This window comes from Citrobacter sp. KTE151 (genome assembly GCF_000398845.1).
In the GTDB taxonomy this organism is placed as follows: domain Bacteria; phylum Pseudomonadota; class Gammaproteobacteria; order Enterobacterales; family Enterobacteriaceae; genus Citrobacter; species Citrobacter braakii.
This window is the reverse complement of the sequence record NZ_KB976066.1, coordinates 373,665-389,189: the sequence shown is the minus strand read 5'-3', so window position 1 is coordinate 389,189 and position 15,525 is coordinate 373,665. Positions and strand designations below refer to the sequence as shown.

The window sequence follows — 15,525 nt, the reverse complement described above, 5'->3', positions numbered from 1 at the left end:
CCTTTTTATTAATTAATGGTTGTTTTGTGTTCCACAATTCCGCCGTAATCGCTGATTGCTTGTAAAACAACCGATTCACCCTGGCCGACTTGTTGTTTTGCATTGATAGTCGTTCTGCTTTTCGGGGCGATCATGACCCCTTCGTTTATGAGTCCATGGCCTGATGACGTCACAATATCCGCAACCGTGATGAAGAAGGGGGTGGGGTTTACCAGCGTTATGTCACGTTGGTTAGCAATAATTTTTACCTTATTTTCCGCGTTTTGACGGTCACCTAACCCACTGGGTCGCCAGAAAAACTTAAAGCGTGAGCGAATGGCTAAATTGAGCACAGCTGAATTGTCCGTGACGCTATTCTTATCCACGGAAGGAATATCCAGTATGTTAAGCCACCACATAGACTCACGGTCGGTGGCGACAATATTTTTATCAACGGCTTTTTTTATTCTGAGTGATTGCCCATTGCCTGCGTCAACGCGGGCAATGGGTGGAGAAATAATAAATGGAGTGGAAATTTCTTCCGGTAACTTTTCTGGATTTCCCTCATCCAACCATACCTGGGCCAACGATGGATAGTTTCCCGTATTCGTCATTTGTATCGTGATCTCTGCGGAATCTTCAGAGTAAATAAATCGGGTGCCATTGACAATGATATTATTTGCATGTGCGGTAGAGAGAGCAAATAGAGCTAATAAATAAATGAAAATTTTCATGAAGCCTCTATTAAAATAAATGCTATAGCGCAAGGCAGCTATAGCATTGTGTATTTAGAGATAAGTAATGCTATAGTTTGCCTGAGCGCTTACCGGTCCCGGTTGAACATATGATGAACCACTATTTTCACGTGGTATAATGTAACCCACGCTGAATTTATAAGTTAAAGTCGGGCTATCATTGCCATGTCGGAGATAATCTTTCTCAGGTTCAAATCGGTCATTCTTATTTCTCAGGTTAATATTTTTTTCACGATTATCCTTAAGGACTAGCGCTACGTTTTGGGCTCCACCCCTTGTCGTATTTTTGAGATATCCATCGTGAGTTAGAGGGGAATTAACATTCCAGGCTAATTTGGGAACTATTTTTTCATTAATATAACAACCCTTCACCTTAATACTGAATTGCTGGAGTTGCGTTGCATGTAATTTGCTAACTAATGTATTGAGAACTGGGTTTAATTTTACCTGTTTATCTTTATCACCTGCTTCAATTATGCACGAATTGGAATAAACATGACCGGAAAAATTAACAACGCCTTTTTGATCCCTGTTGGGGCCATGTCCAAAATCTGCCATAGCGGAAGGAATTGCGATGGCACAGCTAATTAAACTTATAATGGATAGTTTACTCATAATGCGCTCCTCATTTAGAGATAGATCGTCCCTATTATCAGTAACATTGTCTGGGCTCCTTTTTTTCTTGCGCCCTGTAAGGCTGTCGCCCGCTATCAATTATGTTAGATAAATTATTGTTGTACATCGTAGATTGGACGTATTTCACTCATCCTATAATATTAATAATGATCATTAACTATGAGTATTAATGAATTATTATTATCTATAAGCAGATTGTGATTGAGATAGTCCTTTACTCAAGGGTTAAATAAAAACACTTGGAATACAATATGTTATGTTTGTATTGTGATACTTCTTTAAGTGCTATAAAGAAAAATCGAATCCTGCGCTCGGAAAAAGCGAATGATCGAATTGCACAATTAGCTAAATTCTTATAATTCAATCAGATTATCTTTAATCTTAAGTAGTGACTTGTTATTGGCTTGGCATGCAATAACGATAAGGAATATTGTCAATCATCATTTGAATGAAGGCTACATATGCTTAACATGGACAGTAAGATAATACTCATTAGTAACCAATCAATACAGACGCAACTCTTGCTGGATTATCTCAATAAGCAAAACGATATCTTGGTTGATTTTGTTAACATTAGCAGACCAGACATGTCATTTATCGTTGAGGGAAGTATCATCCTCTATGATATACAGGCATCAAGCCGTAAATTAAAAAATGTCTGGTCAAAATTACTCAATGACAGCGCATATAGTTTGCGCGTTTATATTATTAACTGCCTGCGGTCGCTCCCACTCTATGAGAGCATGCTATGGCCAAATTTTGAGTCGATCGTACCAAATAATTGCTCTACAGAATATTTGTTAGAACTCCTTAAAGAGGGGCTAAAAACCTCCCGTCCACCACGCTCACTGTCACCGCTGCCAGAGTATGTAAACCTCACGCCATCAGATAATAACTACGGCGTTTTAACCGAAAGAGAATATGAAATTTTAACTGAGTTGTCGAAAGGTGCGTCTAATGTAGAAATTGCTAACGCATTTTTTATTAGTGAAAATACAGTGAGAACGCATATTTATAATATATTTAAAAAGATATCTGTGAATAACCGAACACAGGCAGCTTGCTGGGCCAACTTGCATCTAAGAAGTCTGGCTCTCGATCAACTGCCGCGGAAGGAAATGTAAGCCGTACTACTGGCGCAAAGTTTTGAAGCTTACTTTGCGCCAGCATGTCATCGTGTCGTTACTCAGTCTTTTTTCGCAGCGTTTGCGAAGAAGATATCAGACTGAATGTCTTTAGTGCGGATGGTAAACAGCTGATTAGTTAGATCTTCCGTCAGCTTCTCGGCATCGGCCATGATGCGCAAGTTGAAGTCATTCAGCATCTTATCTGCGGCAGGTTTATCGGTTTTCGCCATCTTCAGATATTTTGCTTCGACCTCTTTTTGCTCCTTCGCCACTTTATCTTCCCATGCTTTGTAGGCTTTTTTGACGATTGGCGCGAGCTTCGGATAATCGGTCATCGTCAGCGTCTGTAACTTACGGTATTTCCAGTAAATGGACTGATCGTCCGCTTTATCGGTACCCATCGTATAGTTTGCCGGATACGCTTTCAGGCCGCTGTAGTACGGAACAAACGCGGTGAGGTCGGCCATACCCAGACCAATGTAGGTCGTTTCACCAATCTCTTTTGGCAACCACGGACGGACCTGCATCACGTGTGCTTCATAGGTGCGGAAGACGCTAACCGGACGCCATGGCTCTTTGCCATTCAGACCGTTGGTGTACGGGTCATGGCTGGTGCCTTCGTAATGGTTACGCAGCACGGCCTTCACATCATCCAGCGTCATCTTCTTCTCTGGTGTCATGAACACCGGGAATTCGCGCCCTTTGGCCATATCCTGATTTACGGAAGGATTGAACTCTTTCTGGATGGTCCATACGCGAGGATCGTTATACGTGCGGTCACGTTCATCATCACGGGTATAGGCTTTGGAGAAGTTGAATTTGCCATCTTTTGCCGGTTCGTACAGACCTTTTTCGGTCGCAAATTGAATCAGGTTTTTTGACGCCATCATGTCCGGGTTTTTAGGGTCGTAATCCTGTAAGCGGCCCTGATTACCGGTGGCAAAATACTGGTTATTCGGCAGGCGCTGCGCCATCCACTGGTGACCGCTGCCGGTTTCCAGGTACCAGATTTCGTTATCGTCGACGACGGCCACGCCAAAACCTTCCCCAGCGCCGACGGTCTCAACGATATGACCCAGTAGCGCCACGGCTTCACGCGCGGTTTTGCTCTGGGACAACAGAATATCCGGGATATCATCTTCGGTGATCCCTTTATCCTCGACATAGGGGTCGGCAGCCAGCGCTTTTGCTGAGGCAAAAATAGATTCTGTACCGCTCACGCCAACGCCCAATTCGTTAAATCCGGTCGCGCCGTGCAGTTGGGTTTTCCAGTTTGGAACGGTGGTATAACGCAGAGAGTTTTTGGGTAGCGGCCAGGTAAAGTCATTCGCGCCATTATGTGCTTTGGTGCTGTATACCCCGGTCTGATTCTGCTTGGCCGGATGAATGACAAAATGCTGCGCTTTCAGGGCATCACTGTCAGCGCTACGGGCTACCAGCATGGAGCCGTCCGCTGATGCTTCATTACCGACCAATAGGGTCGTACAAGCAAAACCTGATGAAACAACGGCCAAATTTATAGAAAGTGCAATCAGGCACTTTTTAAAAGTAAACATTACGTATCCCTCATATGTACGCCAAAAATACACCGGAAACACACCGTTTCCTGAAATGCGATAACGCCTGAACGCTCAGACATTGCTCGCGAGAGAGATAAACGCCCCTGTCCACGTCTTCTCCAAATATCCATCCGTAGGTTGAAGTCTTCTGGGCAAAATAAAACGCCCATTTCGCTTAATTATTGCGCAATGGATATCGTGGTATTCAGGATGTTTCCTGATTCGGGATGAAGAATAGCAATGGGATATGAGTGGATTCAGTGACCCATGTCGCGTAAGTTGATGATGGAAAATATGAATTCTATTGAAGGGGGCGTCCTTTTTGTATCCGGATATGACGTTACCTTTTGCGGCAATACAGCGAGGGGACATTTGAGCTGGCAAAAATCCATGCGCCCTTATACTCCTCCATAACCAGGCTCAGGTTTCGTCCGCTTTGACGGTAAAATCCGGGTAATGTGTTGTTAATATCAGCTTCATCGGCGCTATCAGCGAAGGTTTTGACCACCTGCATTGCCTGTAGCACTCGGGCTTCGTGCTGACGGGTGTAACTGAAATAGATGTTCCTGCTAATGTCTGAGGTATTACGTCCGTACAGTTTTCCGGTAATGGTCGCTAGCCCTGCATCTTTGTACATCCGAAATGAAACCGTACCTGCAAAGCGGTTGCTGCCAATATTCCATTCGACATTTCCAACGCAATTTAGCTGCTTTTCGGCATAGCGTGAATGCCATAGCCATCCGCCTGAGCCGAGCAATGTCGCCACGCCGATTACGATTAAAATAAGGTGGTGTATTTTTTTCATTGCCCGCGCATCCAGTAATAATGGGTAGTACAAAACGCGTGCGCATCTACCCGTGCATCTTTATCACAAACAAATGCCACGATCCTCTCCGCTTTACGGTAGCCGGAAAGGAAAACATGTTTGTTGTTTTCACAGAGAGAAGGGTGCAGTTGCATCAGATTGAAATAATTTTCCTGATCGTGATCATTCAGTGAGTAATAAATTTTACAGTTTTGCCGAGATGGGACCTGCATAGAAACAGAAATGAATTTACTAAACGGCATAACAGGACGTGTCTGATACCACACCAGCCAGATAAACAAGGTGGCAATAACGATGCCAGCGCTAAATATAATATTCCACCAGGGGACCCGCGTCGTTTGTTGTGCCGCGGGAGGAATTATCTTTGGGGGCGCGTATTCCTCTATTAGCGGTGACTGGCAAACTTCACTCTGAGGATGCGTTATCGCCTCTACCTGCGTATTTCCATTTAATCTGAGTCCGCGTCGTGAAATAGTTTTCACCGTATCACGTGGCAGACCCACATCCGCCAGCGCGTTACGTAGCGTCAGAATAGCCTGGTAAAATGTGTTGGTTGTGGTCACATTATTTCTCTCACCCCAACCCACTTTCATCAATGTGTTCTGCGAAACAATGTCACTTGCGTGAGTAATTAAATAGAGAAAGCAAAGCGAAGCTGGGAGCTGAAGTTGTATTGCGCGCCCGGTCTGACGATTGACCAGACTTTTGCTGTCAGGATTAAATTCGACCAACTGATTGATAAGGTACAATTGCCCAGCCCTCAGTAACTATAACGTATCACCGCGTGTGCCTACACATACCTTAAATTTTACATCCAAATCGTGAATATGCCTCACTCTTTATACGTGATCGAAGATAAGAATTTCGCTTAAGGATTAAAAATACTTTAAATACAATGTGTTACGTTTGTAAATTCTTAGGTGAGTATTAACTAATGTTAAATAATGAGAATTCATTACAGTTTTATCTGAATTCTCATTATATTTATCAACAGCACTTCAAGGGGGATTGAGTTATCAGAATTGTGTAATTTATAAGTACCCCTTTCATTGATTAATTTTTAGCAAATAGTGCTTTTTTAATGTTTATTCTGGGATTTGGATTTATGCATAAAATTCCTAATACCCAGACTGTTATTCTGAGATAAAGCAGAAAAAAGCTTAGCGCAATCGCATTGCTTACAGCCTATACATAATAACATATCAGGAGTTTATTACATTTTTTAAGTGTCACTGTTATTAACTGACAAGGAATGTCATACGTGTCGGATTGACACATTTATTTACCAATGAAATATTTATGGAAAAATAACAGGAGTCATTTTTGATGAAGAGATCACCATCACAGAGTGTTCGTTGCATAAGCTGTGAATTATCCTGTCAATTATTTCCGGATACTGTGGTACGCGCCAACTACTGTCACCGAGCCACTTTTGCGATCTGGCCAGAGGGAAATAGTTTTCTGCAAAAAGGAATTATTGAAAAACTTCTCCTTAATAATCAAAATCATTTGTCGCGTGGGTTTATTTTTGTGGACTTTTCCTTCCCAAACTTGCGCCTGTTCGCCGATCCGCAATGGGTTGACCGGCTGGCCTACAGCGGTATGTATATTGTGTTGATAGCGGACAGGAATCTCGCGCCGTTAGCCAACTACTGGCTGTCGAAAAGCAATAAAATACAAGGGATTATATATTCCGATGATGATGATGAAGTTCAGCATCAGAAAATTCGCCGATTATTTACCGGCCACCTTGCGAACAGTAAACGCGGACGCTCACTCAACTATACAGAAATGATATTACTGAAGCGGTTTGTGTCAGGGAAAAGTATTCAGCAAATTACCAAAATAGATAATATAGATATTAAGAAAATATATGTCTACAAGCTCAGGCTTGAAGATAAATTAGGCCATAGCATTCATCAAATACTGTCGAATATTTTATAACGCATTTTTGATTCTTACTATTTTCACATCTTTGCGATGTGGTGGACGCCCTACGCCCGAAAGCAGGAGGCTATTATGAAAAAACCTAAGCATTACTCACGCATTGCGATAGCGGTATCAACCGCGTTAACGTCAATGGTATTTTCAACCCACGCGGCCTGGATTGATATTGATAGTCTTCCTGCCAGTGGATTGGTGAGCAGTCTTTCGCCGGAGTTGCAGGCTTTATTTCCTGCACAGACGAATGACAGTTTCAAAAAAAACAGCGAAACGCCGAATTATGTTTATCAGTGGAGTGCCGGTACCATTCCCGTTTATGGTCATGGATTAACGCTGAATGGGCCAGGAGGAGAAGCCTTCGAACACACCATTACCGTTATTCAGAACAGCGTGACGGGTAGCCCGGGCGTTATTTTCGGTGACGACCTTACGATTCGCACACAGTCAAAGAATGCCGCTAATAATGGTAAAGATGTTGACGGTATCCGCACGCACGGGGCTAATACGCCGGATAATCCAGTCTTTATTATCACCGGGGATCGCACCAGTATTTATGTGGACGGCCAGGATGGTGATGGTATTAACGCCGGATACAACGCCATCGGTCAGGGTGGGATAGGCTCAGCAAACATCTACGTCGGCGACGATCTGTATATTCAAACCACCGGTAACCAGGGACGTGGCATCACCGCCAACGCGTTTAGAGACGCAACGCTTGCCAAAAATACGATTATTGTCGGCGATCGTGCCCACATTGTGACTACCGGTAACAGCTCAGAGGGAATCCGCTCCGGACAGAGCGGGTCCTCAATCCGCCTTGGCAATGACGCCACCATCGAGACATCGGGCACTTCCTCAATAGGGGTCTACGCCGCCTCATCTTCCAAAACGGAACTGGGCAATAACGCCACTATTTCGGTGAGCGGAGCCAGCGCCCATGCGGTCTATTCCTATAATGCGACGGTGAATCTGGGTGATAATGCGACGATTCGTGTTAACAGCATCGATAAAGTTTACTCATTCAGCAAGGCCCCACGCGGCCTGTATGCGATTTCACGCGGCACGGTAAATCTCGGTGGCGGCGCTACTATTGCTATGGCGGGCAATCACAGCAATGAAAGCTATGCCATCAGTACAGAAACGGGCGGCATCGTCGACGGTTCTGCTGGCGGGCGTTTCCTTATCGACGGCGATCTTCACGCAGCCGGTGCTACTGCCGCAAACAACACCCAGCCGCAGCAAAACAGTACCATCAAACTCAATATGACCGACAACTCGTTGTGGAGTGGGGCGTCATACGTCACCAGCGCCACTGCCGGGACGGGGGTTATCTCGCTGCAAATGAGCGATGCGACCTGGAACATGACCAACAGCTCAACGCTCACCGACCTGACGCTGAACGGCGGGTCAGTGGTGAACTTTGGGCATGCTGACGGCGAACCGTGGCAGACGCTTACTATCAATGAAGATTTTACCGGCAACGGCGGAAAACTCGTTTTCAATACCGTCTTGAATGACGATACCTCCGAAACCGACAAGCTGAAAGTGCTCGGCAACACCGCGGGTAACGCGTTTGTGGCTGTGAACAATATTGGCGGAACTGGGGCGCAGACCGTTGAAGGAATTGAGATCATCGAAGTGGCCGGTAATTCTGACGGTACTTTTGAGAAAGCGGGCCGTATTGTTGCCGGTGCGTACGACTATAACGTGGTGCAAAAGGGCAGCAACTGGTATCTGACCAGCTTTATTCCTGCTCCGCCGGATCCGGAAGAGCCGGACCCCGTCGATCCAGACCCGATCGATCCTGTCGACCCGATTATCCCTGAGCCGGAAGAACCTGTTGCGCCCCCTGTCACTGAGCAGCAGTACCGCCCGGAAGCAGGCAGTTATCTGGCGAACAACTACGCTGCTAACACGCTGTTCATGACCCGACTCCACGATCGTCTGGGGGAAACGCAGTACGTCGATATGCTGACGGGCGAGAAAAAAGTCACCAGTCTGTGGATGCGTAACGTCGGGGCACATACCCGCTTCAAAGACAGTAGCGGGCAGTTGAAAACCCAAAGCAACAGCTATGTCCTGCAGTTAGGCGGTGACCTGGCGCAGTGGAGTAGCGACGGTCTCGACCGCTGGCACCTCGGCGCGATGGCTGGTTATGCCAACAGCCAGAACCGCACGCAGTCCAGTCTGACCGGCTACCATTCACGTGGTCAGGTCACCGGTTACAGCGTGGGGCTGTACGGCACCTGGTATGCCAATGACGCTGACAAGACCGGCACTTATGTAGACACCTGGATGCTGTACAACTGGTTTGATAACAAGGTGATGGGCCAGGAGCAGGCGACGGAGAAATATAAATCCAGCGGGATCACCGCTTCTGTTGAAGCCGGTTACAGCTTCAAACTGGGTGAAAACGAGCGCAACAGCTATTGGCTGCAACCGAAAGCTCAGGTGGTGTGGATGGACGTGCAGGCCGACAGCCACCGTGAAGCGAACGGTACCCGCGTGAAGGACACCACCGATGGCAACCTGATGACCCGTCTGGGGGTAAAAGCCTTTATTAACGGTCACAACGCCATCGACGACGGTAAATCTCGTGAGTTCCAGCCGTTTGTTGAAGCCAACTGGATCCACAACACGCAGACGACTCGCGTGAAGATGGACGATGTGAGCAACGACATGCGTGGCACCAAGAACATTGGCGAGCTGAAAGTCGGTGTTGAAGGTCAAATCACTCCGCGCCTCAACGTGTGGAGCAACGTGGCCCAACAGGTCGGCGACAAAGGCTACAGCGATACTCGCGGTATGCTGGGCGTGAAATATAACTTTTGACGTAGTTGCAGGTAATGGAAAAGCCGCTGATTAACCGATCGGCGACTTTATTTTTTCGCGAAGCGGTAGGGTGGATAAACGGCATCTGCCAATAAGGCTCAGTCATAAAGCCATTTACCTGCTTTTGCAGACTCAGCCAGCATGCGGAGTGTTAATGGCTGTGGCTCATCGTCATCTCTGCTACAGGTAAACATTGCATAAAGTATGAATGTCTCAATAGGCCAATATTTATAGAAATCGAAATTGGCGCAATCAACATTGAAAGTTGCAAAGTAAGCATCCATGATGTCTGCGCCCGTTTCACTGGCCCACACATAATCTCCCGTTGAAAGGCTGGTATCGAGAGTGACTGGCCAACGCTTTTTAAAGAATAAGCTGGGTTTATTAAATGTTTCATCGTACCAGGCGATGACATCATCATCACTTACCATAGTTTATCTTTACCTCTGACGTCTTTGAGCCAGAGATAAACAGTAATTGCCATTTTAATAACTCATTTTGTTGAAAAATAATATATGAGGGTTTTTACGATTGGTTTGCAATAGTGAAAATATTAATAATAGAGAAAAATAAATAAATCATTCCACGGTTAAATTTAAAATAGCCATATATAATTAGGATGATTGGTTATGGAAGAGTGATTCATTTTGAAAGTAGGCCGGATAAGCGTTAGCGCCATCCGGCACCTGGTAAACCTATAAGTAACGCTTACAGGTTCAGTTATACGTTACTGAAGAGTCGCCAGCGTGCTCCCAATTCTATTCAACTTCTGATGCGCCTCTTTCAACTCGTCCTGCAACCGTTGCTCCTGCTCGCCATAGACCATCAGGACGATACAGCCATTCATCACTTTTACGGTAATCTGTTGCCCGGTATCAAACCCCGCCGCGCGGAGCCACTTGCCTGAAAGGATAATTTTGGGTGTGGATTTGTCGAAAACATTCGGTCGGTATCCCACAATTAACGAACGTTCGGTTCCGGATTGGTCGCTATCTGGGGTAGAATGCGAATCAGCCATAATCAACTCCTTGATAGTTGGTGAGGTTAGCTCTCGTCGGGTACTGCGAATACCGGGCGAGGGCGTTTATAAGTCAGGTCGTCAGATAAGAAAGGTACGTACATGTCAACGGCTAAACGCGACCCAAATCAGTCCAAATCCGGAAAGGCTCCAACTTTTCAGATTCGTATCACGCCTGAGTTAAAGGCGCAGTTCGAGGCTGCTGCAAAAGCAGAAGGGATGAGTTTGGGGAATTGGCTCAAAACCTTGGGGAGAAATGAATTACGTAAATTAGGTATTGAGCCAGAAATGTAGGCTAGTTCAATTGAGAATTTTGAGCGTCAGAAGATTCGGGAAAAGAAACTACATCCATTTTTAATGCTGTTTCACCAGAGAAAATTGAAGCTAGGCCTTTACGAATTTTTTGATTATCTAAATTCATTTGTCCGTGAGCTACAGGTATATAAATAGCGTTCTGCAAATGAACTCGATCAAAATCGTAGCCTATATCTTCAGCCATAACAGAAAGTAAATTCACAAATAGTCTATCGCTAGTTTGATTCCACATCGTGTTACCACTCTCACTTTCTGGAAAGTGTGTGCATAAAGGAGTGTTTCTCGATAAGTTTTTGTACTCGGACTGCGAGTAAAGGACTTAAAAGCGTAGCAAAACAGTAGCGGCAGTTAGTGCTAAATTTATTGTCTTTTCCTTAATTCTGAAGGTTATGACAATTGAGACGAAATAAAATCTTTGAGGATGATATGAGCATTTTGGCGGAAGATCACAGGAGTCGAACCTGCCCGGGAACGCTGGCGTCCCCAACTGGATTTGAAGTCCAGCCACCTCACCGGAGATGACGATCTTCCGCGCCTCGATTGCTACATGGAGGCGGGGCGCATTATAGCTACTTCCAAACGTTTCCACACCCCCTCACTCACTTTTTTAACTTCCGTTTCTCTATACCATGACCCGTTTCAAATAAATCCCCGCAAAATCCATTACTTACACTTAGACACATTTTTAGACGCTACGCTGATCACAGAAAACAAGAATCGTAATTTGATAACGAGATATCGGAATACCCGCGCTCACAGGGATGGTTTACAAGAACTGTAACCGGTATCAGGGCGTGTGAAAGTGCTAACAAGGATGCGTAATGAAAAGTGAAATTCTGTCTGTTAAAGAGAAGATTGGCTACGGAATGGGCGATGCGGCTAGCCACATTATCTTCGATAACGTCATGTTATATATGATGTTCTTCTATACCGATATTTTTGGTATCCCAGCCGGATTTGTCGGCACCATGTTCTTACTGGCCCGCGCGCTGGATGCCATCTCAGACCCTTGCATGGGGCTGCTGGCCGACCGTACCCGTTCGCGCTGGGGGAAATTCCGTCCGTGGGTGCTGTTCGGCGCACTGCCGTTTGGTCTGGTTTGCGTGCTGGCCTACAGCACGCCGGATCTCAGCCTGAACGGCAAAATGATTTATGCCGCAATCACCTACACGCTGCTGACCCTGCTTTATACCGTGGTCAATATTCCCTACTGCGCGCTGGGCGGCGTGATCACTAATGACCCAACGCAGCGTATCTCCCTGCAATCATGGCGCTTTGTGCTGGCGACGGCGGGCGGCATGCTCTCCACCGTGCTGATGATGCCGCTGGTAAATCTGATTGGTGGCGAGGATAAAGCGTTCGGCTTTCAAGGCGGGATTGCAGTGCTCTCCGTGGTGGCGTTCCTGATGCTGGCGTTCTGCTTCTTCACTACCAAAGAACGCGTGGAAGCGCCGCCGAGCACCACCTCTATGCGTGAAGACCTGCGCGACATCTGGCAAAACGACCAATGGCGCATCGTCGGCCTGCTGACCATCCTCAATATTCTGGCCGTCTGCGTTCGTGGCGGGGCGATGATGTATTACGTCACCTGGATTTTGGGTAAGCCGGAGGTGTTTGTCGCCTTTCTCACCGCCTATTGCGTCGGCAACCTGATCGGCTCTGCGCTGGCAAAACCGCTGACCGACTGGAAATGCAAAGTCAGCGTCTTCTGGTGGACCAACGCTGCGCTGGCGGTAGCGAGCCTGGCGATGTTCTTTGTGCCGATGCACGCCAGCATCACCATGTTTATCTTTATTTTTGTCATTGGTGTACTGCACCAGCTCGTTACGCCAATCCAGTGGGTAATGATGTCCGATACCGTTGATTACGGCGAATGGTGCAACGGTAAACGCCTGACGGGGATCAGCTTTGCGGGCACGTTGTTCGTGCTCAAGCTGGGTCTGGCGCTCGGTGGGGCGCTGATCGGCTGGATGCTGGCGGGCGGTGGCTACGACGCCGCAGCGAAAACCCAGAACAGCGCCACCATTAGTATCATCATCGCCCTGTTCACCATTGTCCCGGCGATTTGTTACCTGCTGAGTGCCGTGATTGCCAAACGCTTCTATACCCTGAAAACGCCGTATCTGACGGAAATTATGAGTCAGTTGGCTCAGGGCGCGCGCCGCAACCAGCAGGATTTCACGACGAAAGAATTACAGAACTAAGGAACTGACGATGAAAATTAGCGATGGTAACTGGCTGACCCAACCTGGCCTGAATTTAATACACCCAATTCAGGTGTTCGACGTTGAACAGCAGGGTAATGAGATGATTGTCTACGTTGCGCCGCGCGACGTGCGTGAACGTACCTGGCAACTGGATACCCCACTCTTCACCTTACGCTTTTTCTCGCCGCAGGACGGGGTGGTGGGCGTGCGTATGGAACACTTCCAGGGCGCGCTGGATACCGGCCCACATTACCCGTTGAATGTGTTGCAGGACGTCAATGTTGAGATGCGAAACACCGCTGAATTTGCCGAACTGAAGAGCGGCAATCTGAGCGTTCGGGTGACCAAAGGTGAGTTCTGGTCGCTGGATTTCCTGCGTAATGGTGAACGTATTACCGGCAGTCAGCTAAAGAATAGCGGTTACGTGCAGGATACCCACAGCGGGCGTAATTATATGTTTGAGCGTCTGGATTTGGGCGTGGGGGAAACGGTGTACGGGCTGGGCGAGCGTTTTACCGCGTTGGTACGTAACGGTCAGACGGTGGAAACCTGGAACCGCGATGGCGGTACCAGTACCGAGCAGTCTTACAAGAACATCCCGTTTTATCTCACCAACCGCGGCTACGGCGTGCTGGTGAACCATCCGCAGTGCGTGTCGTTTGAAATCGGCTCTGAGAAAGTGTCGAAAGTGCAGTTCAGCGTTGAAAGCGAGTATCTGGAATATTTCGTCATCGACGGCCCAACGCCGAAGGCGGTGCTGGATCGCTATACCCGCTTTACCGGCCGTCCGGCGTTGCCGCCAGCCTGGTCGTTCGGTCTGTGGCTAACCACATCGTTCACCACCAATTACGACGAAGCGACGGTGAACAGCTTTATCGACGGCATGGCCGAGCGCAATCTGCCGCTGCACGTCTTTCACTTCGACTGTTTCTGGATGAAGGCCTTCCAGTGGTGCGACTTTGAGTGGGACCCGGTGACCTTCCCGGACCCGGAAGGCATGATCCGCCGCCTGAAAGAGAAAGGGCTGAAGGTGTGCGTATGGATAAACCCCTACATCGGTCAGAAATCCCCGCTGTTCAATGAACTGAAAGCGAAAGGGTATCTGCTCAAGCGGCCGGACGGTTCCCTGTGGCAATGGGATAAATGGCAGCCGGGCCTGGCGATTTATGACTTCACTAATCCACAAGCCTGCGAGTGGTATGCCAACAAGCTGAAAGGTCTGGTGGATATCGGCGTTGACTGCTTCAAAACTGACTTTGGCGAACGCATCCCCACGGATGTGCAGTGGTTTGACGGTGCCGATCCGCAGAAGATGCACAACCATTATGCGTACATCTACAACGAACTGGTGTGGAACGTGCTGAAAGAAACCGTTGGTGAAGAAGAAGCTGTCCTGTTTGCTCGTTCAGCTTCGGTGGGCGCGCAGAAGTTTCCGGTGCACTGGGGCGGCGACTGCTACGCCAACTATGAATCGATGGCGGAAAGCCTGCGCGGTGGCTTGTCTATTGGCCTGTCCGGCTTTGGCTTTTGGAGCCACGATATCGGCGGCTTTGAGAATACCGCTCCGGCGCACGTCTACAAGCGCTGGTGTGCGTTTGGGCTGCTCTCCAGCCACAGCCGCCTGCATGGCAGTAAATCCTACCGTGTGCCATGGGCGTACGATGACGAATCCTGCGATGTGGTGCGCTACTTCACCGAACAGAAATGCCGCATGATGCCGTACCTGTATCGTGAAGCAGCGCGCGCTAATGCGCAGGGCACCCCGATGATGCGCGCGATGATGCTGGAGTTCCCGGACGATCCGGCGTGTGATTATCTCGACCGCCAGTACATGCTGGGCGATAGCGTGATGGTCGCGCCGGTGTTTAGCGAGGCGGGCGATGTGCAGTTCTACCTGCCGGAAGGACGCTGGACGCATCTGTGGCGTAATGATGAGGTGTCTGGTAGCCGCTGGCATAAGCAGCAGCATGACTTCCTGAGTCTGCCGGTTTATGTGCGTGAGAACACCCTGCTGGCGCTGGGCAGCAATAACCAGAAGCCGGACTACGCCTGGCACGAAGGGACAGCGTTCCAGCTGTTCCATCTGCAGGAGGGGCGGGAAGCACTCTGTGAAGTTCCGGCTGCTGACGGCTCGGTTATCTTCACGCTGAAGGCGGTGCGCACGGGTAATACCATCACCGTGCAAGGTAGTGGAGATGCGCGTAACTGGACTCTGTGCCTGCGAAATATTCAGAAAATTGGCGGCATTAAATGCGGTTCGCATATGGGCAGCGAGCTGGGTGTAGTTATTACTCCACAGGGCAGTGAGCTGACGATTACCTTGTAAG

13 protein-coding genes, 1 tRNA gene and 1 pseudogene are annotated in these 15,525 nt (G+C 47.9%); 6 read left to right on the top strand and 9 right to left on the bottom strand.

The window, feature by feature from the left end; all coding sequences use genetic code 11:
* Nucleotides 1–8 precede the first annotated feature (8 nt).
* Both WC7_RS02510 and WC7_RS02515 read right to left on the bottom strand, forming a co-directional pair.
* Nucleotides 9–713, bottom strand: coding sequence for a fimbrial biogenesis chaperone (locus tag WC7_RS02510; protein WP_016155028.1), 705 nt, complete (start codon nt 711–713; stop codon nt 9–11).
* A gap of 54 nt (nt 714–767) precedes the next feature.
* Entirely contained in the window at nt 768–1,349 is a 582-nt protein-coding gene (locus WC7_RS02515) for a fimbrial protein (protein WP_016155027.1), read from the bottom strand.
* 482 nt (nt 1,350–1,831) lie between these two features.
* On the opposite strand from WC7_RS02515, the gene WC7_RS02520 reads away from it, so the two are divergent.
* Nucleotides 1,832–2,494 carry a LuxR C-terminal-related transcriptional regulator gene (locus WC7_RS02520; protein ID WP_016155026.1) on the top strand — a complete coding sequence of 221 codons (663 nt, stop codon included), beginning with the start codon at nt 1,832–1,834 and terminating at the stop codon, nt 2,492–2,494.
* A gap of 62 nt (nt 2,495–2,556) precedes the next feature.
* Here WC7_RS02520 and WC7_RS02525 read toward each other — a convergent pair whose 3' ends face one another.
* From WC7_RS02525 to WC7_RS02535, 3 genes are all read right to left on the bottom strand, one after another.
* Nucleotides 2,557–4,053: a C69 family dipeptidase gene (locus WC7_RS02525; RefSeq protein ID WP_016155025.1), complete on the bottom strand. Its 1,497-nt coding sequence runs from the start codon at nt 4,051–4,053 to the stop codon at nt 2,557–2,559.
* 343 nt (nt 4,054–4,396) lie between these two features.
* Nucleotides 4,397–4,861, bottom strand: a complete 465-nt coding sequence (locus tag WC7_RS02530; protein WP_016155024.1) for a hypothetical protein — start codon at nt 4,859–4,861, stop codon at nt 4,397–4,399.
* Nucleotides 4,858–5,631, bottom strand: coding sequence for a winged helix-turn-helix domain-containing protein (locus WC7_RS02535; protein WP_016155023.1), 774 nt, complete (start codon nt 5,629–5,631; stop codon nt 4,858–4,860). The genes WC7_RS02530 and WC7_RS02535 overlap by 4 nt, the downstream gene beginning before the upstream one ends.
* A gap of 577 nt (nt 5,632–6,208) precedes the next feature.
* Between WC7_RS02535 and WC7_RS02540 the strand changes: the two genes are divergently transcribed.
* A complete protein-coding gene (locus WC7_RS02540) occupies nt 6,209–6,826 on the top strand; it encodes a helix-turn-helix transcriptional regulator (RefSeq protein WP_016155022.1) in 618 nt (205 codons plus the stop codon).
* 75 nt (nt 6,827–6,901) lie between these two features.
* Nucleotides 6,902–9,658, top strand: a complete 2,757-nt coding sequence (locus WC7_RS02545) for an autotransporter outer membrane beta-barrel domain-containing protein (RefSeq protein WP_016155021.1) — start codon at nt 6,902–6,904, stop codon at nt 9,656–9,658.
* A 98-nt stretch (nt 9,659–9,756) separates the two neighbouring features.
* On the opposite strand, the gene WC7_RS02550 is transcribed toward WC7_RS02545, so the two are convergent.
* On the bottom strand, nt 9,757–10,089 hold the full coding sequence (locus WC7_RS02550) for a DUF1493 family protein (RefSeq protein WP_016155020.1): 333 nt from the start codon (nt 10,087–10,089) through the stop codon (nt 9,757–9,759).
* A gap of 296 nt (nt 10,090–10,385) precedes the next feature.
* Nucleotides 10,386–10,676, bottom strand: a complete 291-nt coding sequence (locus WC7_RS02555) for a SymE family type I addiction module toxin (RefSeq protein ID WP_016155019.1) — start codon at nt 10,674–10,676, stop codon at nt 10,386–10,388.
* Nucleotides 10,677–10,778: 102 nt separating this feature from the next.
* Here WC7_RS02555 and WC7_RS02560 point away from each other — a divergent pair, with 102 nt between their 5' ends.
* Nucleotides 10,779–10,970 (top strand): toxin-antitoxin system HicB family antitoxin, encoded by a 192-nt coding sequence (locus WC7_RS02560; protein WP_003844491.1) that lies wholly within the window; start codon nt 10,779–10,781, stop codon nt 10,968–10,970.
* 1 nt (nt 10,971) lies between these two features.
* On the opposite strand, the pseudogene WC7_RS02565 reads toward WC7_RS02560, so the two are convergent.
* Both WC7_RS02565 and WC7_RS02570 read right to left on the bottom strand, forming a co-directional pair.
* Nucleotides 10,972–11,241 (bottom strand): annotated as a pseudogene (locus tag WC7_RS02565) (DUF6680 family protein); the annotation flags it as partial.
* Between the two features lie 186 nt (nt 11,242–11,427).
* A tRNA-Sec gene (locus WC7_RS02570) sits at nt 11,428–11,522 on the bottom strand.
* Between the two features lie 290 nt (nt 11,523–11,812).
* On the opposite strand from WC7_RS02570, the gene WC7_RS02575 reads away from it, so the two are divergent.
* A complete protein-coding gene (locus WC7_RS02575; RefSeq protein ID WP_016155017.1) occupies nt 11,813–13,195 on the top strand; it encodes a glycoside-pentoside-hexuronide family transporter in 1,383 nt (460 codons plus the stop codon).
* Nucleotides 13,196–13,205: 10 nt separating this feature from the next.
* Nucleotides 13,206–15,524: an alpha-xylosidase gene (gene yicI / locus WC7_RS02580; protein WP_016155016.1), complete on the top strand. Its 2,319-nt coding sequence runs from the start codon at nt 13,206–13,208 to the stop codon at nt 15,522–15,524.
* Nucleotide 15,525 lies beyond the last annotated feature (1 nt).